Source organism: Treponema sp. OMZ 788, assembly GCF_024181245.1.
Lineage (GTDB): Bacteria > Spirochaetota > Spirochaetia > Treponematales > Treponemataceae > Treponema_B.
Map to the genome: position 1 here is coordinate 2654612 of NZ_CP051199.1, position 20760 is coordinate 2675371.

12 protein-coding genes and 3 pseudogenes are annotated in these 20760 nt (G+C 36.8%); 11 read left to right on the forward strand and 4 right to left on the reverse strand.

What is annotated here, in order from left to right:
• Positions 1-125: 125 nt before the first annotated feature.
• Positions 126-1049, reverse strand: coding sequence for a selenium metabolism-associated LysR family transcriptional regulator (locus E4O00_RS13175; RefSeq protein WP_253677807.1), 924 nt, complete (start codon positions 1047-1049; stop codon positions 126-128).
• Positions 1050-1077: 28 nt separating this feature from the next.
• A complete protein-coding gene (locus E4O00_RS13180; RefSeq protein WP_253677808.1) occupies positions 1078-3468 on the reverse strand; it encodes an adenylate/guanylate cyclase domain-containing protein in 2391 nt (796 codons plus the stop codon).
• 264 nt (positions 3469-3732) lie between these two features.
• Here E4O00_RS13180 and E4O00_RS13185 point away from each other — a divergent pair, with 264 nt between their 5' ends.
• Together E4O00_RS13185 and E4O00_RS13190 are read left to right on the forward strand one after the other, a co-directional pair.
• Positions 3733-5433, forward strand: a complete 1701-nt coding sequence (locus E4O00_RS13185) for a major outer sheath protein Msp (RefSeq protein WP_253677809.1) — start codon at positions 3733-3735, stop codon at positions 5431-5433.
• Positions 5434-5551: 118 nt separating this feature from the next.
• Positions 5552-7174, forward strand: a complete 1623-nt coding sequence (locus E4O00_RS13190; protein ID WP_253677810.1) for an ATP-binding protein — start codon at positions 5552-5554, stop codon at positions 7172-7174.
• 64 nt (positions 7175-7238) lie between these two features.
• On the opposite strand, the pseudogene gltA reads toward E4O00_RS13190, so the two are convergent.
• Together gltA and E4O00_RS13200 are read right to left on the reverse strand one after the other, a co-directional pair.
• A pseudogene (gltA, locus tag E4O00_RS13195) lies at positions 7239-8751 on the reverse strand (NADPH-dependent glutamate synthase).
• Positions 8752-8765: 14 nt separating this feature from the next.
• Positions 8766-9602 carry a sulfide/dihydroorotate dehydrogenase-like FAD/NAD-binding protein gene (locus E4O00_RS13200; protein ID WP_253677811.1) on the reverse strand — a complete coding sequence of 279 codons (837 nt, stop codon included), beginning with the start codon at positions 9600-9602 and terminating at the stop codon, positions 8766-8768.
• A gap of 186 nt (positions 9603-9788) precedes the next feature.
• On the opposite strand from E4O00_RS13200, the gene E4O00_RS13205 reads away from it, so the two are divergent.
• From E4O00_RS13205 to E4O00_RS13255, 9 genes and pseudogenes are all read left to right on the forward strand, one after another.
• Positions 9789-10265 carry a hypothetical protein gene (locus E4O00_RS13205; protein ID WP_253677812.1) on the forward strand — a complete coding sequence of 159 codons (477 nt, stop codon included), beginning with the start codon at positions 9789-9791 and terminating at the stop codon, positions 10263-10265.
• Positions 10265-11131 (forward strand): M48 family metalloprotease, encoded by an 867-nt coding sequence (locus E4O00_RS13210; protein ID WP_253677813.1) that lies wholly within the window; start codon positions 10265-10267, stop codon positions 11129-11131. Before E4O00_RS13205 ends, E4O00_RS13210 begins: the two co-directional genes overlap by 1 nt.
• Before the next feature lie 11 nt (positions 11132-11142).
• Positions 11143-13144: pseudogene (locus tag E4O00_RS13220) on the forward strand (CHASE2 domain-containing protein).
• Between the two features lie 37 nt (positions 13145-13181).
• A complete protein-coding gene (locus E4O00_RS13225; protein ID WP_253677815.1) occupies positions 13182-14456 on the forward strand; it encodes a clustered-type lipoprotein in 1275 nt (424 codons plus the stop codon).
• A 22-nt stretch (positions 14457-14478) separates the two neighbouring features.
• The gene (locus E4O00_RS13230) at positions 14479-15705 is read left to right on the forward strand and encodes a hypothetical protein (protein WP_253679741.1); all 1227 of its coding nucleotides are present in this window, start codon (positions 14479-14481) and stop codon (positions 15703-15705) included.
• Between the two features lie 74 nt (positions 15706-15779).
• Positions 15780-17024 carry a hypothetical protein gene (locus E4O00_RS13235; RefSeq protein ID WP_253677816.1) on the forward strand — a complete coding sequence of 415 codons (1245 nt, stop codon included), beginning with the start codon at positions 15780-15782 and terminating at the stop codon, positions 17022-17024.
• A gap of 5 nt (positions 17025-17029) precedes the next feature.
• Entirely contained in the window at positions 17030-19102 is a 2073-nt protein-coding gene (locus tag E4O00_RS13240) for a hypothetical protein (protein ID WP_253677817.1), read from the forward strand.
• 70 nt (positions 19103-19172) lie between these two features.
• Positions 19173-20349, forward strand: a pseudogene (locus E4O00_RS14375) (hypothetical protein).
• 15 nt (positions 20350-20364) lie between these two features.
• Entirely contained in the window at positions 20365-20754 is a 390-nt protein-coding gene (locus E4O00_RS13255) for a M23 family metallopeptidase (protein WP_253677820.1), read from the forward strand.
• Positions 20755-20760: the final 6 nt, after the last annotated feature.

Below are 20760 nucleotides of genomic sequence, written 5' to 3' on the forward strand. Positions count from 1 at the left end.
GTGCTATTTTAGCATAAAAAAAAGGCTTGGTCAAGGAATGGGAAAATGCCGGGCTTAACCTACTGCTCAGATAAAATTCTGTTATTAGATAAGAACATTAAGAATTTCCTATGCCTTCCGCAGTCTTAATCATCTTCAAAATTTTTAAGCTCTTTTTTTACCTTAAAGCATTCCGTGCAGTTTAAAAAGTCTTTGATATGGCTTGCATAGTTTATTTTTTTGTTCCATACCAGATAAATGTTCCGGTATTGGTGGGGAACATCTCCCAGTTCAAAGGCTATGAGCTTTTTATTTTTTACCATATCGGCAACAGCTATTTTAGATATAAAAGAAGTGCCAAGACCCTCTGCCGTTAATTGCTTTATGACCTCTGTGTCGTTTATCGAGGCGCTTATGTTTATGGAATTTAAATCTATCTTTTGCGATTTTAAAATCAGTTCCATATTTTGTTTGACGGCCGAGCCGGCTTCCCTGATAATAAAGGGTTCTTCAGCAATTCGTTTTAAATCGGGATTCGATTTTTTAAGCTTTTGATAATAAGCATTGTTTGCGCTTATAAAAACAAATTCGTCTTTATATATAGGAAGAAATTCGCAATTTTCATCTTCTACCTTCATTCCGACAATGCCTATATCGACAGTATTCAGCGAAACCTTTTTTATTGTTTCGAGGCTGTTTTTTTCCTCGACCTTGATATAAATGTCGGGATGCTTTTTTTTGAACTCCCTCACTATCGCAGGAAGAAGATAACCGGCAGGAATTGTGGAAGCTCCTATAGTTATAACCTTTCTTTCGGGATGTATAAATTTTTCTATTATCTTATCTCTTTCAGCTAAAATATTTTTTGCTTCGCCGTAGAGCTTGCTTCCCGCCTCGGTAAGTTTTAGCTCGCGTGTAGAACGCAAAAATAGAGGCGTATCAAGCTCCTCTTCAAGCTGCTTTAATGTAAGGCTGACAGTAGGCTGCGATATATTCAATTCCGCTGCAGTAGTGGAAAAGCTTAAATTTTCTACAAGTTTACTAAATACTTCAAGTTGTTTAAATTCCATAAAAACTCCTTTCGGCTTAACAGCCGTTTTATTTTACATTCATTATAAAAACACCCTTCCATCCGTTCTTAGGCGGAAACTCTTGATAATGAGCAATCCTTTTTAAGAATACCTTTGAGGGGGCATCATTGTGTTTTTCTACACATTCTGAAAAAGCTTTTTCGGCTTGCTTCCATTTTCTTTTTCGGTAATGGAAGAGGCCTGTTTCAAATAGTTTTTTTATTTCGTTGACGGCCTCGATAGGCTGCTTTTCTGTCGGCTGTAAAATTTCAAAAATTCTTACAGGCTCGGTTTTTCCTTTTACTGTAACAAGATCAAGTTCTCGGCATATAAAGCTGTCATCAAGGTTTTCGTATACGGCTTCTGAAATAATTGACTTTGAGCCGTACTCTTTGTTTGCTCCTTCAAGACGGGCTGCAAGGTTTACCGTGTCGCCTATCGATGTAAAATCTTTTCTTGTTTTAGATCCGACCGGACCGAATACTACGGGGCCCGAATTTATTCCTATGCCTATAGAAATTGTTGCAGAGCCTTCTTTTGCGGCAGCCTTTTGTTCCCGCCTCATTGCCTTGCGAATTTCCATAGCAGCCTTACAGGCGTTTATTTCTTTTTTAGGCCCCGAGAAAAAGGCCATGATTTCATCGCCTACATATTTATCGACATCTCCGCCATTTTCAAAGATTATCTTTGTTTCAATATCGAGATAGCGGTTTAAAATATTGATGACTTCCCGCGGCTGCATATTTTCGCACATGGTTGTAAAGCCGCGTATATCCGTAAACAAAAAACAGAGCTCCCTTGTGGTACTTTTACTCGAAAGATTTTTTTCGGCATTTTGAATTGTATGAAAAGAAACATATGGTAAAATACCGCGTATAAGCGAGATAATGTTTTTCAGCTCGATTGAAAGGGTTTTTATTTCGTCATGGGTTTTAATATTTTCTTCAAAAATAAGACGCTCAGCTTCGACGGCGGCACTGCTCGAAATCATTCCGCTTAAAATATTTGCAGTTTTTCGAATATTGCCGCATAAGAATATAACCGGATTTGCGATAAAGTCGGCCAAAAAAAGAACGATTATTATTGAAGCATAAAAAAACACGGCCGAAATTGAAAACACAAAAACCTTTGCTTGAAAGTATGGGCGGTCTAAAATTTCTTTAAGATATGTAACAACGGAAAACCCTAAAAGCCTTTGACCTTCCTTGCGTGTAAATGTTATAGGATAGATATAAATGCAGGTTCCTTTTTCTGCCTTATAAATCGGAGTGCTCACCGTATTTTCATTTTTAAAATGCGTGATATAATGGGCTGCATCTTCAGGTGTGATGTGTTTTTCTTCATCGGGTATCGAACGCACATTTCCCGCTTCAGTAGTGTATGAAAAAACATCGAAGGACGGCAGCACGGTAGAACTGTCTATCTCTTCAAGAAAAACGGGAGTCTTATTGCTTGTGGTTATAATATCGACCCTTTGGAAAGGAAAGGGTGAAGAAAGGTTTGTCTTTTTTATGCCTTCCAAAAAGGCACTGATTTTAGCATGAAGGCCGTCCGAAAAACTGTATATGGCCGCAACCTGCTCAGCCTGATTTTTTCCTGTAGTGTTGACATTTTGAGTGAGCATTATATTATAGTTTCTTAAATCGGTGTAAATAAATGTTGAAAGAATCACTAATATAGTAAAAAGAATAACTATTGTAATTTTTATTTTTATGTGAGAGCGTTTTTTCCTGTTTTTAAAGCTGTTTATCGAGTTTTTTAATAATTTTTCTACCGAAAAATTTTCTTCCCGTATGGATTCAGGAGTGTTTTTTAAGGACTTTTCTTTTTGTTTTTTTATCCTGTCTGCGGCTCTTTTCCTTAAAGCTTCTTCTTTTTCTTCCTCTTCTTTTAAAAGGCGTTTATATTCCATGTATGAACCGTTTTGCCTTTTTATCGAAATTATTCCGTGAGCAATCAAAAAAGCATGAAAAACAAGGGCTGTAAAAAATGCAAAATATGTAAACCCGTTAAGAGTGTAGAACCATCTTGCCGTATTTGCAAATAAATTCATCCCTGAAACGGAAGCAGCAAGATAAAGGCTTATAGGAATTAAGGCCGAAAAATATACAACCTTTGACGAGATTTTTTTTTGAAAAAGAGATACGGATATGATGATGAATGAAATAGGCAGTAAAAACAACAGAAGGCTGCTTGCATAAAAAAAGTTAAAACCCCTTTGTGCAAAGCCTGAAAATAATACGGTCATAGGATAAAGGCTTACGGCCTTTTGGGATGTATTAAATAAGTCCATCTTCGTCATACTAAAAGGTAAAATCATAAGCTCTGTAAGAATTATAAGAGAAGCGATTTTTACCGTTTTAGGATGAACATAAATCTTTTTTATCCGGTTGAGAATGTCATTTAATGCCTTTATCATAGATAATAGTTTACATACTAAATGTTTTTTGTCAATAGAATAATGGAAAGGGCAAGAAAAGCTCTTTTTATGCGGAGAAGCGATCGAAAATTTATAAAAACAAAATGTTGCTAAAATAAGCCTTAAAACTAAAAAAATATGCAAAAATTCGCAAAAAAAAACAAGAATTCCGCGTCTTTTGTGTAACTTTTTTTGCTTTTTGCTTGACAGCTATAAATGACTATGTTATAATCAGCACAAACAAATAACAAGGAGGAATTTTTTATGAAAAAAATTCTGTCAATTTTGATGATTATGGCTCTTGTGGGCGGAGTTGCATTTGCCCAGCTTACACCATCAGTAGAAGCCAGTGCAGCAGTAAACTGGGGTATTGATCTTGGTGCAGGAAAGGACGCAAAAGCTCAACATGGTTTTGAAAATGTCTTTGATGCAAAAGTCGTAGTGCCTCTATATATGGGTACTTTAAATTCCAAGAATGAAGGTAGTGTTCATATGAACTTTGATCTTGGTTTGAACTTGGCCTATAGATTCAAGAAAAGATTGTCAAATAGTGCTTCTCCCTTCCTTGCATGGGATTCAGATGCTCAGATTGATCTATGGAGAAAAACATTAAGCGGTATGTCTGCTTCTGTACATTTCTTTGGCGGATATATTAATGTTTTTGGTAGACCTGACTTTTCTACAAACTTTGCACAAATTTGGTCACCTATCAGAGATGATGGTACAGCTTGGGGTCCTGAGACATCTGGTGATATCACTGGTTTTGGTACAAAACTTGGATATAAGAGTGATAATTTGGCTGGAACAGGTCTTTCATTGGATGCTGGTTTAAAATTAGGTTCGAATGGTGCATGGAATACAAAGGGTGAAGAAGCTGTACCCGGTAAAAAGATCTATAAGAAAGTAACTTTTGCAAAAGATTATGAGATCAAGGCTGAAGATCTTGCTAAGAGAGTTTATAAGTCAATAGAAACAGGGGCTGATGGTAATGTTGTGTTAGTATTTGATGGAGCTGCTGATACTCTTGCTAACCATTATCCAACATGGGCTGTTGGTCATAAAATTACTGAGGCTGAATCTAAGCTGATTTTCTTTGAAGAAGCAGTTTCTTATGATGGCAAAAAAGATAAGAAAGATCCTGTAGCTAATAAATATGCTTTCGGTTTTGATTTAAGCTTAGGTTATGACAAATGGGTTACATTCGATTTCGGTATGAATCTTACCTTTGATCCTGTAGAGAAATTCGGCAAAGCCGGTGTTGCTCCTTATAAAGAAGGTGACAAATCTGTGTCCAATGTGGATAAGGCATACCTTGGCATGGGCTTTAAACTTGGTTCAAAGGCTGTTGAGGGTCTTGATGTAAAATTAGCTATGGATACCTTAATGAATGTAGGAAAAGATTCAAAGGTTGCTTTTGATCTTCGCTTTGATGCTGCTTACAAGTGGGTAGCTTTTGGTGCATACTTTGGTAACGACTTGTCAGCCTATGCCGGAAAAGACAAGGATGGAAAAGCTATCGGTGATATGGCAATGATGCTTGCTTTCAAATCCGCTGCTTCAGGCGATACAAATTTAGTTAACGGTTTGGCTTTCGGTGTTGATTTCAGACTTAACCATATCTTAAGTGAAGTTAAGAAAGATAATAAGTCTACTCTACCTATGGGTCTAAGTGCTTGGGTAAACTACAAGTATAATATCACAGACGCAATGTGGGTAAAGCCCTATGCTAACTTCTGGGCAGAAAGCAATAAGACTCATAAAGATACAACAAACACAGATAAGTTCTTCGGCGTTGCCTACAAGGTTGGTGCAGTATTCTCTCCTGTAGAAAAGGTTGAAGTTGAAGCTTCTTGGATGCATGGTAAGCTTGCTTGGAACCAATATGAAGGTGAAGGAATGCTTTCAGCTCCTGCTGTTGATGCACACAACGGAACTTTCGTACTTGGTGTTAAAGTTAATTACTAATCTATACTTAGTATAATTTTAGAACCCGCCGTAAGGCGGGTTTTTTTTGTGTCCTACCTCTTAAATATTGCACATTCCCTCGGTTTTGTGCTATAATCCTATTAAGGTAGGGCTTAAAATGGACTTTGATTTTTCACGAAAAATACCGATCGGTGTACAGAGCTTTGAGGTAATGCGTAACGATAAATTTCTCTATGTCGATAAAACGCCTTTTTTGTTTAAACTCGCTCACTCCAACCGAGTCTATTTTTTAAGCCGCCCTCGGCGTTTCGGCAAAAGCCTTTTTTTGTCGACTCTCAAAGCCTACTTTTTAGGCCAAAAAGAATTATTTACCGGCTTATACATCGAAAAGGCAGAAGAAAAACGGGCCGAAATCGAAAAATCTGCCGCTTGGGTAGAATATCCTGTATTCTACTTGGATTTTAATACCAAATATTATAAGGATCAAGAAGCTCTTTTAACTATTATAAATTTGCACTTAGATGACTGGGAAAAAATTTATTCACTTACAAAAACATCTGGAAGTATTGAGGATAGATTTAAATCTATAATTTCAGCCTTGTACGAAAAAACCGGCCGTCAAGTTGTAATCCTTGTGGATGAATACGATAAGCCTCTTTTACAGACTATGGGTGTAAACGAGGCATTAAACGAAGAATACCGAAACACCCTCAAGGCTTTTTATTCGGTAATAAAAACCTGTGACCAATACATCCGTTTTGCTTTTTTAACAGGCGTAACAAAGTTTAGTAAGGTAAGTATTTTTAGTGATTTAAATAACTTACAAGATATAAGTATGCTGAATAACTATGCCGAAATATGCGGACTGACTCAAAACGAAATAGAAAACACATTTAAGCCCGAAATAGAGAGATTAGCAAATAACAGTAAAAACTCTTATGACAAAATGCTTGAAGAATTAAAAAAGCGTTATGACGGCTATAAGTTCAGTGTATCCGGTGAATCGGTTTATAACCCTTTCAGCATATTAAATACGCTTAACTCAGGCGAATTAAAAAACTACTGGTTTGCGACCGGAACTCCGACCTTTTTGGTAAACTATTTAAAAGACGCTTATTACAATGTGCCCGAGTTGGACGGAGGAGTCGAAATAAACGAAGCGGGAATCGATCTATATCGTGCCGATGCGAAAGACCCTTTACCGATACTTTTTCAATCGGGATATTTAACGATAAAGGAATATTTAGAAGAAGCAAATATCTACCGCTTGGGCTTCCCTAATGATGAGGTGCGTTACGGCTTTTTAGAAAACCTTGTGCCTGCCTATTCTTCTCTCCGGCCTTATGAAACGGCTTCATCCGTGTGGGAATTTACAAAGGATATTCGGGCAGGGAATATAGACGGGTTTATGGAAAGGATGCAGGCAATAATAGCGGGAGTACCTTACGATAATCTTCCGAAGGATAGGCTTAAGTTAAGAGAGCAAAACTACCAGACGGCTGTCTACTTAATCTTTAAGCTGATGGGTCAATTTGTTCAAACCGAGATACACTGTGCAAGGGGCAGGGCTGATTGTATAGTGCATACTAAAGATTCAATCTACATTTTTGAGTTTAAGCTGATGAGTGTAGGCACCGCCGAAGATGCAATCGCACAAATAAAAGAAAAGGGCTATGCCGGTCAATTTAAGGCAGAGGGCAAAAAGATAATCCTGATAGGTTCCAGCTTTGATGAAGAAGAAAGGACTATCGGCGAATGGAAAACGGAAAGCTTAGAATAACAAAAAAGCCGCCCTAAGAATGTTTAACTTAGGACGGCTTTTTTATTGGGTTAAAGTAAAAGACTTATTTTGTCTTTAAATACTCGTTTATTGCAGCAGCGGCTTTTCGGCCTTCGCCCATTGCAAGAATTACGGTAGCGGCACCGAGAACAATGTCGCCTCCTGCCCAAACGCCTTCAATCGAGGTTTTTTGGTTTTCATCTACAACGATATTGCCTTTTTTGGTAACTTCCAAACCATGACTTGTTTGAGCCATGAGCGGGTTTGAGTCGTTTCCGAGGGCGACGATTACGGCATCAACCTTGATCTGGTGTTCGGTGCCGGGCTTTGCCACAGGCTTTCTTCTGCCGGATTCATCGGGTTCGCCCAACTCATAGTCTAAGACCTCGATTGCACAAACCTTTCCTTCTTCATCGCCGACTATTCTTGTGGGGTTTTGAAGGAAGCAGAACTCTACGCCTTCTTCCTCTGCGTGGGCAACTTCTTCTAGTCGGGCAGGCATTTCGGCACGGGTTCGGCGGTAAATACAGTAAACCTTTTTGCAGCCTAAGCGGTATCCCATTCTTGCAGCATCCATAGCAACATTTCCGCCGCCGATTACGGCTAAGGTCTCAGCCTGATAAAGAGGAGTATCGGAATGAGTTGCATCATAGGCCTTCATAAGGTTTGCACGCGTCAAATATTCGTTTGCACTAAAAACACCGATTAGGTTTTCGCCTTCAATTCCCATAAACTTAGGTAAGCCTGCACCTGTTCCGATAAAGGCGGCATCATATCCGTCTTCTTTTAAAAGCTGCTCAAGGGTTTCGGTTCTTCCTACCAAGAAGTTGGTTTTGAATTCAACACCCATCTTTTCGAGGTTTTCAACTTCCTTTGCAACGATTTCTTTCGGCAAGCGGAATTCGGGAATACCGTAAACCATAACGCCGCCTGTTTTGTGGAAGGCTTCAAAGACGGTTACGGAGTGTCCTTCACGGCGGACATCGGCTGCTACGGTAAGACCTGCGGGGCCTGAACCGATAATGGCAACCTTTTTTCCCGTTTCGGGGGCAACTTCGGGTACGGTAATCTTATTATTGTTTCTTTCCCAGTCGGCAACAAAGCGTTCAAGTCTGCCTATGGCTACAGCCTGTTCGGGGGACTTGAGCATCTTGCCTATTGTACAAAAGGCTTGGCACTGCTTTTTCTTGGGGACAAACTCGTCCGCAGATTGCAGGAAGGAGGTTTGTTGTTTTTATAATATCAACAGCCTTTTTATAATCGCCTTTTTGAATTTCTGCAATAAATTCCGGAATAGGAACACCTACGGGGCAGCCTTTTACGCAGGGGCGGTTTTTACAGTTTAAACACCGCTCTGCTTCAATTCTAGCCTGCTCATCGGTGTAGCCCATGGCAACCTCATTCATTAATGAGGATCTCTCATGAGGGTCGAGGGCGGGCATTTCCTGAATAGGGATTTGCGTTCTTTCTTTTGGACTTAAGGTCTTATCCTTTAAGTCTGCCCACATTTTTTTTGCTTGTTCTGAAAGCTCTTCATGGGTTATATGTTTATGACCTGCTAAATTTGTATTTTCCATAGATTTCCCACTCCTTAATTAAAGATACCGGATCGGCACTTATGTTTATCCTTCTCTTCTCGTCCTCGGAAGGCCTTCATTCTCATCATCATATTATCGAAGTCGACCTTGTGGGCATCGAATTCGGGACCGTCAACACATACGAACTTGATTTGATTGTCTACAGTTACGCGGCAGCCTCCGCACATTCCTGTTCCGTCAATCATGATTGTGTTAAGCGAAACCGTTGTTTTTATTCCGTAGGGACGTGTGGTTTCGGCACAGAATTTCATCATTATGGGCGGTCCGATTGCAAAAACCTCATCGGGAGGAGTTTGACTTTCACAGAGTTCTTTTAAGGGAGCTGTTACCAAAGCCTTTCTTCCATAGGAACCGTCATCGGTTGTAATGATGAGTTCGTCAGCAATAGCTTTCATCTCATCTTCAAAAACAATTAGGTCTTTGTTTCTTGCTCCGATGATAACTATTAGCTTGTTTCCTGCTTCTTTAAAAGCTTTTGCGATAGGATACATAGGTGCAACACCTATACCGCCGCAAACGCAGGCTACCGTTCCGCACTTTGTTATGTGCGAGGGCCGTCCAAGAGGGCCCAAAATTGCAGCAATAGAATCACCTACATTTTTCTCGCAAAGTTTGATGGTTGTTGCTCCTACAGACTGTATAACGAGGGCAATCCAGCCTTCCTCGGCATTTGCATCGGCAATTGTGAGGGGAACCCTTTCTCCAAAATTGGTATCTATTTGAACGATTACAAATTGTCCCGGATGTCTGTTTTTTGCGATTTCCGGTGCTTCAACGCGCAAATAAAAAACCTCAGGCGAATATTGCCGTTTTTCAAGTATTTTGTGCATAATCATACTCCTTAAGGTTTATAATCTATAAAAAAATAATGATTTAAGATGTTAGACAAGTCTTCAAATCAGTGATAACCTTAACGGGTAATTATATCAAAATTCAAAAAATCTTGCAACAGGCAAAAATTAAAAACTGGACAAGCGGTTTTTTTTGTGATATTATTTTTAAGTAAGGAGGTACTTATGAAAAAATCTAAGCTGTTATGTTTGTTTATGTTTTTTGTTGTTTTAGGAGTACTTACGGCCGAAAAATCCTCTAAAAAATTATATGTGAATGTAAAAGAAACTTGGATAAAATCAGATACAGGTTTTTTTGCTAAAAATGTTGTAAGGGTGCAGTACGGGGAACAGGTATATCTTTTAGAAGAAAAAGGAAAATGGATGAGGGTTTCTCCGGTTTTAAATCCGAATCTTGTAGGCTGGCTGCCCAAGGCAAATCTTACAAAGAAAAAAATAGTCGGCTCTTTTGATAAAAGAACTTCGGCTGAAGCAAAGGAATTGGCTCTTGCAGGAAAGGGTCTGACGGAGGGCTCCGGTTCGGAATTTTCTGTCTCAGGTAAAAAAAATTATCCGGCGGTTGACAGTGTTGAAAGTATAACTGTAAACCCAAAGGATTTACAGTTTTTTATCAAAGAAGGCTTATTGAAGGATGGTGAATAATGAAAAAGAAATTAGGCTTATGTTTGATTATAATTTTGATACCTGTAATTGTTCTATCTTGTGCCCTATTGGAAAGTTTAGATGATCCTCTTGCTTTTACAAAAAATGTTATTGATGCTGCCGCTCCTCTTGTTGAAGCCTCAAAACCTATTCAAAATGAGGAAGAGTATTATATAGGCAGGGAAGTAGCTGCCGTTATTTTAAGCAACTATAAACTTTACCGAAACAAGCAGCTGGAAAACTATCTTAATCTGATTTGTATGACCTTGGTACTAAATTCTGATGTGCCTGAATCTTACAACGGCTATCATGTTGCAATATTGGATACGGATGAAATAAATGCTTTTGCAACACCCGGAGGGCATGTGCTTGTTACAAAGGGACTGTTATCGTGTACTGATTCCGAGGATGCCCTTGCCGGTGTTATAGCACATGAGCTTGGACACATTCAGTTAAAGCACGGTATAGGAGCCATTAAAGCAAACAGAATGACTGCTGCAGCTGTCGAAAGTTCGGCAACAATGGCTTTAGGAGCCGAAAAAAAAGCTGATCTTAAATTTTTAGAAGATGCATCAAAAGAAATAGTAACAACATTGGTAAATTCCGGTTATTCTAAAACTCAAGAATACGCTGCAGACAGTTTTGCCGTCAAGCTAATGGCAAAGTCGGGATATGATCCCAATGCTATGACCGAAATGCTTAAAATTATGGGTGAGAAACAAAAAAACGATCATCGGGGTTTCGGTAAAACTCACCCCTCAGCCGATTCGCGTATAAAATATGTAGAAAAGGAAGCAAAAAAACTCGCAGGCGACTATAACCGTTCTGCGAGGTTTAACCGCTATCAAAAGAATAAACTGAAATAAGGAAAAAGTTTATGAAGAAAATACGAAGGCTGTTTTTTATTTCTGTTCCGATTTTTTTTATCTTGTTGCTTTTTACTTATTTAGGAATTTTTCGACAGGCGGAATATTTTTTTTATGATGACAGAATGAAGAAGACTGCTTCTTATTTTTCTCCCTCAGATGAAATTGTTTTGGTTTTGGTAGATCAAAAAAGCTTAAACTATGCCGCATCCGAACGAGGCTGGAAGTGGCCTTGGCCCCGTGAAGCCTATGCCGAGATAACGGATTTTTTTTCTGCAGGAGGAGCAAAGTCTGTAGCTTTCGATATGCTCTTTACTGAGCCTTCTTCCTATGGGGAAGCCGATGATAAAAAATTTGCAGAATCTTCAAGAGAAAGCGGCATAGTTATTCAAACCGTTTTTTTTTGATAGAGGGCAGCGTATTGTTCCCATCGATGAAATTGCCTCATCCGCCAAGCTTATAGGAAATGTAAATAGTCTTCCCGATCCTGATGGAACGATAAGAAGTGCCCGCCTATTTTATCCATGGAAAGATTATAAGATTCCTACCTTGGGAATAGCCTCTTATTTTTTAGGAGGAAATGAAGATGAGGGGCTTCCTGCAGAGCTCAATCTCCGCTTTACAAAAAGTATTGATGATTATTTGCCCTACAGTGCAGGCGATATTTTAAAGGCTCAAGCCGATATAAGGGCAGGCAGGGAAAGCGGGCTCCATCCTGAGGATTTTGAAGACATGTATGTTTTTTTTGGGCTCTATGCTCCCGGTCTTTTCGATATTTGTCAGACTCCGGTTTCTGCGTCTTATCCCGGGGTTGGCATTCACATAACTCTTTTAGATAATATTCTTTCTGGTAATAGAATTGTAAAAACCGGCTTTTTGATTAATGCCTTAATTATTTTAATTTGTATTATTCTTTCAGGCTTGCCTGAAATTTTTTCTGAAAAGATAAAATCAAGGGCCGTTTCGTTAATAGTGAATACTGCAAGTTTTTTGTGCTTTGCTATTCTCTACATTTTTATTGCGTATTTTTTATTCCGCTTCGGAATCTCCGTTCCTACAGCCTCTGTACTTGCAGGAATGGTTTTGTCTTTTGTTGCATCCTTGGCTGTAAGTTATCTGGTTGAGGGAAAACAAAGGCGTTACTTAAAAAATGCTTTTAAGCAATATCTAAGTCCTGCCGTTATAGAGCAGCTGATTGCCGATCCGTCTCAACTAAAATTAGGCGGTGAGCGAAAAGAAATATCCATCTTTTTTTCGGACTTGCAAGGGTTTACTTCAATCTCGGAAAGCTTAAGTCCCGAAGCCCTTACCGAACTTTTGAATGATTATCTTTCGGATATGAGTAAAATTATTTTGGACTCGGGCGGAACAATCGACAAGTATGAAGGCGATGCTATTATAGCTTTTTGGAATGCTCCTGCAAGGGTGGAGCATCATGCCCGTTCTGCCTTAGAAGCGGCTTGGGCTTGTCAAAAAAAACTTGAAGAAAGGCGTGCCGAGTTTGAAAAGAGGGCTGAAGGAAGGCCCTTTAAAATGCGCATAGGGCTTAATACCGGTTTTGCCATCGTCGGCAATATGGGCTCGGTAAGCCGCTTCGATTATACAATGTTGGGCGATTCGGTAAACTTGGCCGCCCGCTTGGAAGGCTTAAACAAACAATTCGGTACTTACACAATGTGTGCTGAGGCGGCAAAAAAACAAGCTGAAGAAAGCGGCACAATTCTAAAATTTAGAGAGCTTGCCCGTGCGGCAGTTGTGGGAAAATCCGAACCCGTAGTCGTTTATGAAATCATGGACAAAAAAACTTATAACGAAAAAAAAGTCTTGCTTGATTCTTTTGACAAAGGATTAAAAGAATTCTATGCCGGAAACTTTAAAGAAGCCTTAAATATTTTTGCTCAAAATGAAGAAGCCGATCCTCCTTCAAAACACTATGCAGAAAAATGTAAACTCCTTATCTCACAAAAACCTGAAGGCAAGTGGCTGGGCATTTGGAAGGCTGATACTAAATAAGTTTTTAAATAACAAAATCTTAACTATGGAAACTCTAATGCAAAACAACAAATTAAAACTAATCTTTATCTTAATATTGACGGCTTTTATATTTTCGTGTTCTAAAGAAGTAAAAGAACCTGCCGAAGAAAAAACCGTAGCTGAAAGTAAACCGGTAGAAAATAAAATTGAAGCAGTAAAGCCTGACCCTCCTGCACCTCAAAAGACAGCTGAACAACTTGAAGCTGAAGAAAAATACAAAAAAAGTAAAGAATACGAAGAAAAACTTAAACAGCTTGTAGCCGAACTGGATAAGAAGGAAAAAATCCTAAACTATAAATTCCCTACAGGTATTACTATTGATGAATTGATACAGCAAAAGGCTCCGGTATTGTATAGTCTGGCAGATAATCTTGAGTTTATTCATTTTTATGAGATAAAAAAAGATGGGGATTTTTGCTATTGTAAATATAAAGCTCCTACTCAAAACGGAGGAATGCTCGATTATCAGGTTACCTATAAGTGGGATAATCCTGAACAGATTTATCTTCCCCTCTCTTATGATCTTTTAAGTGAGAACAATATAGGAAAAATAAATGAAGAGTTTATAGAAAACCAAGCGCTCGGCTCTTTATATAGTATGAAAAACGATGAAAAAAAACATGAAATGATAAAACTATTTGAAGATTACGAAAACACACAGTATCCTTTATTTAGAAAGGTTGTCCATACAGATTGGGACACGGGGATCAAAACTAAGGGATATAAACAGTATGATATGCGAATACTAGATTATGTAAAGGGGAACTTTACAAACTCAGGGTATGATGAATATTTTGTTATGTTTTATGAAGATGACCCGGATCCGGAGATGGGTGATCAATATATAGAAAGAGTGAGATGTTTTTTAGTTTCTGAAGGCAAGATAATCAATGATTATTATATTAGTCATTCAGGCGGTTATTTTTACCCTGCGCTTACGCATGACAAACTTCCTGAAGTGAAAGATTTCGGGTATAAATTTTCACAAGGGTGGATAGCTGACCTTAATCAAAACGGAATAAATGAAATATATCTTGCCGCTTTATTTAATATAGAAGGCGATCGACTATTAATGATTGAATATAATGATGAGTCTTTTGTTACCAGTTATGTATATGGTGATCGTTACGATATACTATCTATTGATTGGTACAAAAAAATGATTATAATAAAAGATAAGTCCATGAACGGTGAATGGATAGATGATTATCAATGGAATGATACTTTAAAAGAGTTTATTCTATATAGAGGACGAATATTAGGAGGATTAAGAAATGAAAAAAATTATTAAATTGACTGATGAAGAGTTATTAATGCAAAACAACAAATTAAAACTAATCTTTATCTTAATATTGGCTGCTTTTATATTTTCGTCTTCTAAAGAGGTTAAAGAACCTGCGGAAGAACCGAAGTCTGTAGAGGCAAAAGTTGAAACAGTTCAACATAATGAAGTAAAAAGCGATTCATCTGTAAAAACAGAGCTTCCGCCTAAAGAAACTCAGGCAAAAGAAGAAAAAGCGGAAACAAAAGAGGTGATCCCCGAAACACCCGGTAAAAAGGCCGAAAAAGAGGGGCTTAAATATCTTTCCGATGAAAAGCACTATATGGCAAAGGGAAGTTTATTGTTTTATAACTTAAATATAAACGATACCTATGAACAGGCATTAGCCAAATTAAAAGATTTTGGAGTTAACGGTTTATATTCTACAGCAATGATGCCTAAAAGCTTACAAGAGATGGGCTGTAAGGCTTACATTCCTGATAATAAAACTTTAGAAGAAGATGCAAGTAATGATTTTTATATAATTTTTAAAGACGGTAAAATAATAAGATTTATCAAATTTTTTGCTTACAATCTGGGTTTTTATAAATTTTATCGGCCTGATGTAAAGAATATCTACCCTGAAATATGGGAGTTAGAAGTATCAAGCGGGAAGGGCTATACGTATTTTGAAACACCGGATCATTATACAGAGGAAAATAACGTTATTTATCGAAATGAGATATACTATCCGACAGAGGCGACAACCATTATAATGACCAGAGACGGGTATAAAACTTATTTTGAAGAAGCCGATCGACGGTCCGACGATATTTTGGAACTTGGCGATTTATATTTTTATGATCTTCACATAAAAGATGATATGGAAACAATAAAAACAAAACTTTTCAACAATTACATTATTTATAAAGGGGCGGGTTTTTCACCAGTGTCTGATTTGTATTATTCTGTTTATAAGGATAACCCGGATGGTTTTGAAAGTAGGGATGAAGAAGTTAGCGTTTGGTGGTATAAAGATAAAATTATACATCTAAGGGTACCGCCTTCCGATGAAGATACATACATATTAATGCATCATTTTCAAAGAAAGTACAAAGTTTTTGAAGGGCCCGGATATACAGGTACATGTTATGGCACTAGAATGGGTAGATATAAATATAATGTTTGGGTAAGGAAGGGTAAGGATTTTATGTTTACAATGGAAGATGAAACAGCATATATAGAAAATAAATTATGGAGGTTGAAGTATAAAAAATAAAAGAATTTATTTTCATCCAAAAGACTTGACGGCTATTACACATAGATGTTAAAATCTTGGATATGGAGGTAATAGTGAAAAAAGATAAATTACAGCTTATCGCTATCTTAATATTGACGGCTTTTTTATTTTCGTGTTCTAAAGAGGTTAAAGAACCTGCGGAAGAAAAAATTTTAGCTGAAAGTAAACCGGTAGAAAATAAAATTGAAGCAGTAAAGCCTGACCCTCCTGCACCTCAAAAGACAGCTGAACAACTTGAAGCTGAAGAAAAATACAAAAAAAGTAAAGCATACGAAGAAAAACTTAAACAGCTTCGAGATAAAGTTGGTATAAAACCTGATTTTATGTACATATACGATCCTTATATGGTAAAAGATATTGATCTTATAAATAATAAATTGATAATTCCTGCAAGTTATGAAAATGTACATTATATTGATGTTGAAAATATAGAATATGACGGAAAAATTTATCGCTGTATGCAAAAAATAGAAATTAAGCCGGGAGTTTTTTTACTGTATAAAATGACCTTGGAATATAATCCTCATGCAGATGTATATGTTGTTTTAGAAAACGAACTTATAAGCTCCATTAACATAGGTAAGATTAACAAAACAACGATAGAAAATCAAGTAAAAGGCGAAATCGTTACATTAAAAGATGATAAGGATAACACAAAATTAATTGAATTATTTGAAGATTACGAAAAAGAAAACTACTCTATGTTTTTTTCTGCTACGGATAAATTAAAAGTTCTTGATTATATAAAAGGAGATTTTACCAATTCAGGTTATGATGAATATGTTGTTTTCTTTAGTGATGGAAAAACAACGAAAGATTATATTAGCAGACTTCATTGCTTTATAGTTGAAAATGATAAAATTATAAATGAATATCCGATTGTACTGTACCCTGATGAGTATTTGGACAATAGAGAAATATTTAATTATACAGATGAAATTAAGTATAAATTTAGTTTTTCAACAGGCTTTATTGCAGATTTAAATCAAAATGATAAGAATGAGCTGTATTTTCAAACAGTATTTGTAGGCGGCACGGACTTTTATAGAGCAGAGTTTGAAGATGATTTTTTTAATATTAACCGAGTTTGTCTGCACAATTATAATTTTAAAAAACTTAATTGGCATATAAAAACAATTGTGATGGATATTCATGAAGAATATATTTACAGTCAGACAGGCTCCGGCAGTTATTCTCGCGGATATGCAGAATACCGGTGGAATGAAGATTTAAACGATTTTATTTTAAAGTATAAAAAAGTAACCGAAAAATACGGCTGGGAAAAACCTAAGGAGTAAGAGTAATGAATACAAGCAAAAAAATTATTAGATTAACTGATGAAGCTCTATTAATGGTAAGAGGTGGTTTTGATTCTGATATTTCTGATGAAACTGATAAAAAAAATATTGATGAAAATCCTTTAAAAGGAAATAACCGGAGAGTTTATGAAATTACGGAAAATAATATTAATGCGGCAATATATCAACGAGGTGCAAGGTCTAATTATGATTATAATGGATTAAATGAGAATTCAACAAGTTGTAATCAGCATAGTTTTGATGTAGGACATTCCACAGGCTTTCATATGGATGGGTTTTATGGTAATCAATCCCTGCAGAAAAAAGGCAGGATGCGCGGTTATGATGTAAATGCAACAGCTGCATATGATAATATAGTTAGCTATGTTAAAGAATATCCAAAGAAATATCTTGAAATGCATATTAATAATGATATACCTATGGATATAGGTAATGATTTTTCAAGAACTGAACATGGCAGCAGATTAGATAAAGGAGCAGAATATGCAGATAAATGCAAGGCATTGCTCAAATTTGGAGAAGATGTTTGTCCGATAAAAATAATAGAAGATGGTGAACAAGCCCAAAGACTTGTAAATGAAAAGGAATTTACTGTCTTTGCATTATGGAGAAATCCTGAGGCAAAAAAGGGGCTGAGTAGTCATATTGCAGTTGTTGTTGAAGATAAAAATCCATATGATCCTGCCAAAGGACCTCTTATGGGTAATGTTGGATGGAATAATGGCATTATATACCAAAATGAAAGAGCCTTTGGTAAAACATATAAATATAAATATGAAAAGACAGCAGATGGAAAGCCAAAATCAATAGATAAAAAAATTATATATGTCTATGATGTAACACAAACAGGAAAACCAGATACGCAAGCAGATGGATTTTGTGGTATTGCACATGATTTTGCAACAGGAAAACAATCCATTTCGATACATGACCCTAATTATGATGAAAATGATTATATGAATTATAAAAAAAGAAAAGTAGAAGAGGATAAATATCTTGGAAAGCTAAAAGAAGAAATATCTGAAGAGTATTTAAAACAACACCCTGGATTATATAATTCTGAATCAAAAAATTTTAATTTTGATAATCCTTTTTTTACTTATGAACTTACAAAATACGCTTTAGGGAAGACGGCTTTTTCTGTCTTAATTGACACAAGAGCTGATGATCTAAGAAAAGTATTAAGAAATAATAACATGACTTTATTATCGGCAATAAAAAAAGGAGATAAAAATGTAGATAATGTTCTTTTAGGAAGAATAACAGCCGGTGATTATATTGAACAGAAAAAAGCGGAAATAGCAGCACAAGAAAAAGCAAGAGCTGAAGCCGAAGCAAAACGGATAGCCGAGGTAAAACGGATAGCACAAGCAAAAGCAAAGGCCGAAGCTGAGGTAAAACGAATAGCAGAAGAAAAAGCGGCAAGAGAAAAAGCTGAAAGGGAAAGGCTTGAAAAAGAAAGACTTAAGCAAGAGGAAGAAAATCGTAAGAGAGAAGATAAAATCGCTAATCCTTCTCCCGGCCCTGCCCCTGATACTGATCCTAACGATACCGATAATGATACAAATGATAATGATAGAGATGATAAAAAAGATAAAGACCCTGAACCATGGATAAATAAACCGGATACCACAAAGAAGGAGAATGATAAAAATACCGGCGGAGGAAACAAGACTCCTCCCAAATCCGGTAACGATGAAAATCCCCCTCCTCCTAAAAATAACCCGCCTCCCAAAAAAGGCGGAGGAGATAGCGGCATCAGCAAACCTAAACCGCCAAGCCCGCCCGGAGGCGGAGGAGGAAGTAAACCTAAACCGCCAAAATCACCCGGAGGCGGCAGCGGAGTAATTTATACGCCTTCAAGTACCGATACGGGCAATGAATATTATTTGGATACTTTGTACGGCGCAAAACCTTTTAGTGCACAAGAATCGAGTGCATTTAATTCTACAATTATAAGTAACGAATTGTCCGCCTTACAGCCTGTAAGTAGTTTAAATGTTGCAGGGCTTCCTGTAAACGATGTTGCAATAAGAAAAGAGCCGTTTGGGGTGTAGGGAATTTAAATCTAAAACACTTGACAATTTCTATATATAGATGTTAAAATCTTAAGGTATGGAGGTTATAGTGAAAAAAGACAAATTAAAACTTATTTTTATCTTAATATTAGCGGTTCTTTTATTCTCGTGTTCTAAAGAGGCTAAAGAACAGAAGCCTGTTGAAGCAAAAGTTGAAACATCTACAAAAACAGAGTCTCAGTCTAAAGAAACTCAGGCAAAAGAAGAAAAAACGGAAAAAGAAAAAGAGGTTGTAGCCGAAGATTCTAATAAAGAGGCCGAAAAAGAGGGGCTTAGATATCTTTCCGATGAAAAGCACTATATGGCAAAGGGAAGTTTATTATTTTATAACTTAAATATAAATGACACCTATGAACAGGCATTAGCCAAATTAAAAGAGTTCGGAGTTAACGGTTTATATCCTACAGCAATGATGCCTAAAAGCTTACAAGAGATGGGCTGTAAGGCTTACATTCCTGATTATAAAACCTTAGGGAAAGACTCAAGTAATGATTTTTATATAATCTTTAAAGATGACAAAATAATAAGATTTATCAAGTTTTTTGCTTACGATCTGGGATTTTATAAATTTTATCTTCCCGATTCAAAAAGAGTTGCCTTTGATGCACTCGATTTAAAAAAAGTCAAGCGGGAAAGGCTATACATATTATGAAACGCCGGATTATGATTCATACACAAAGGAAAATAATGTTATTTATCGAAGCGAGGTATACTATCCGACAGAGGCGACAACCATTATAATGACCAGAGACGGGTATAAAACTTATTTTGAAGAAGCCGATCGAAAATCCGATGATATATTGGAACTTGGAGATTTATATTTTTATGGACTCCACATAAAAGATGATATGGAAACGGTAAAAACAAAACTTGACAGCCATGGTATCATTTATAAAAAGGTATTTTTTGAACCAAAGTCATATCTGTTTGATGAAGTTTTGGATGCCGAGTTCAAGTATAGACTAGACGGTGTTGAAAGTACGGATGAAAAGATTACTGTCTGGAACTATAATGGCAAAGTTATATATTTAAGGGTTTATCCTACTGATGAAGATACATATATATTAATGCATTGTTTTCAAAGAAAATATAAAGTTTTTGAAGGTTTTGGATCTCCTACATGGTATGGTACTAAAATGGGTAGATATAAATATAATTTTCGGTTACTAAGTGGAAGCGGTTTTATGTTTGAAATGTCAGATGAAAGTGTATATTATTATTATTAATTATGGAGGGAAAGTATGAAAAAGAAGGGCTTATACAGAAAGCTTAGTATGTCTGAACTTAAAAATATTTTTGGCGGAGAAATGCTTGATGATCAGGGCCGAAAGATTGTACGCAAAAATCTTGATGGAGTTTATTCGATAAAAGGAGGAATTGTTGTTGAGGTAGGTTATGCTAAAGATAGCAATAAAGACGGCTATGGAAATTATATTCTTGTAAAAGATCAAAAAAACGGAGTACTTGTAAGATATGCTCACTTGGATAAAATAAATGTAAAGAAAGGACAGATGGTGAATAAGGAAGACGAAATAGGCATAATGGGCAGCTCCGGCACAAAAAGCAAACATTTGCATGTTTCGGTATATAAAGATAGTAATAGAGATGATCCTATGGAATATGCAGCATGACAGTTA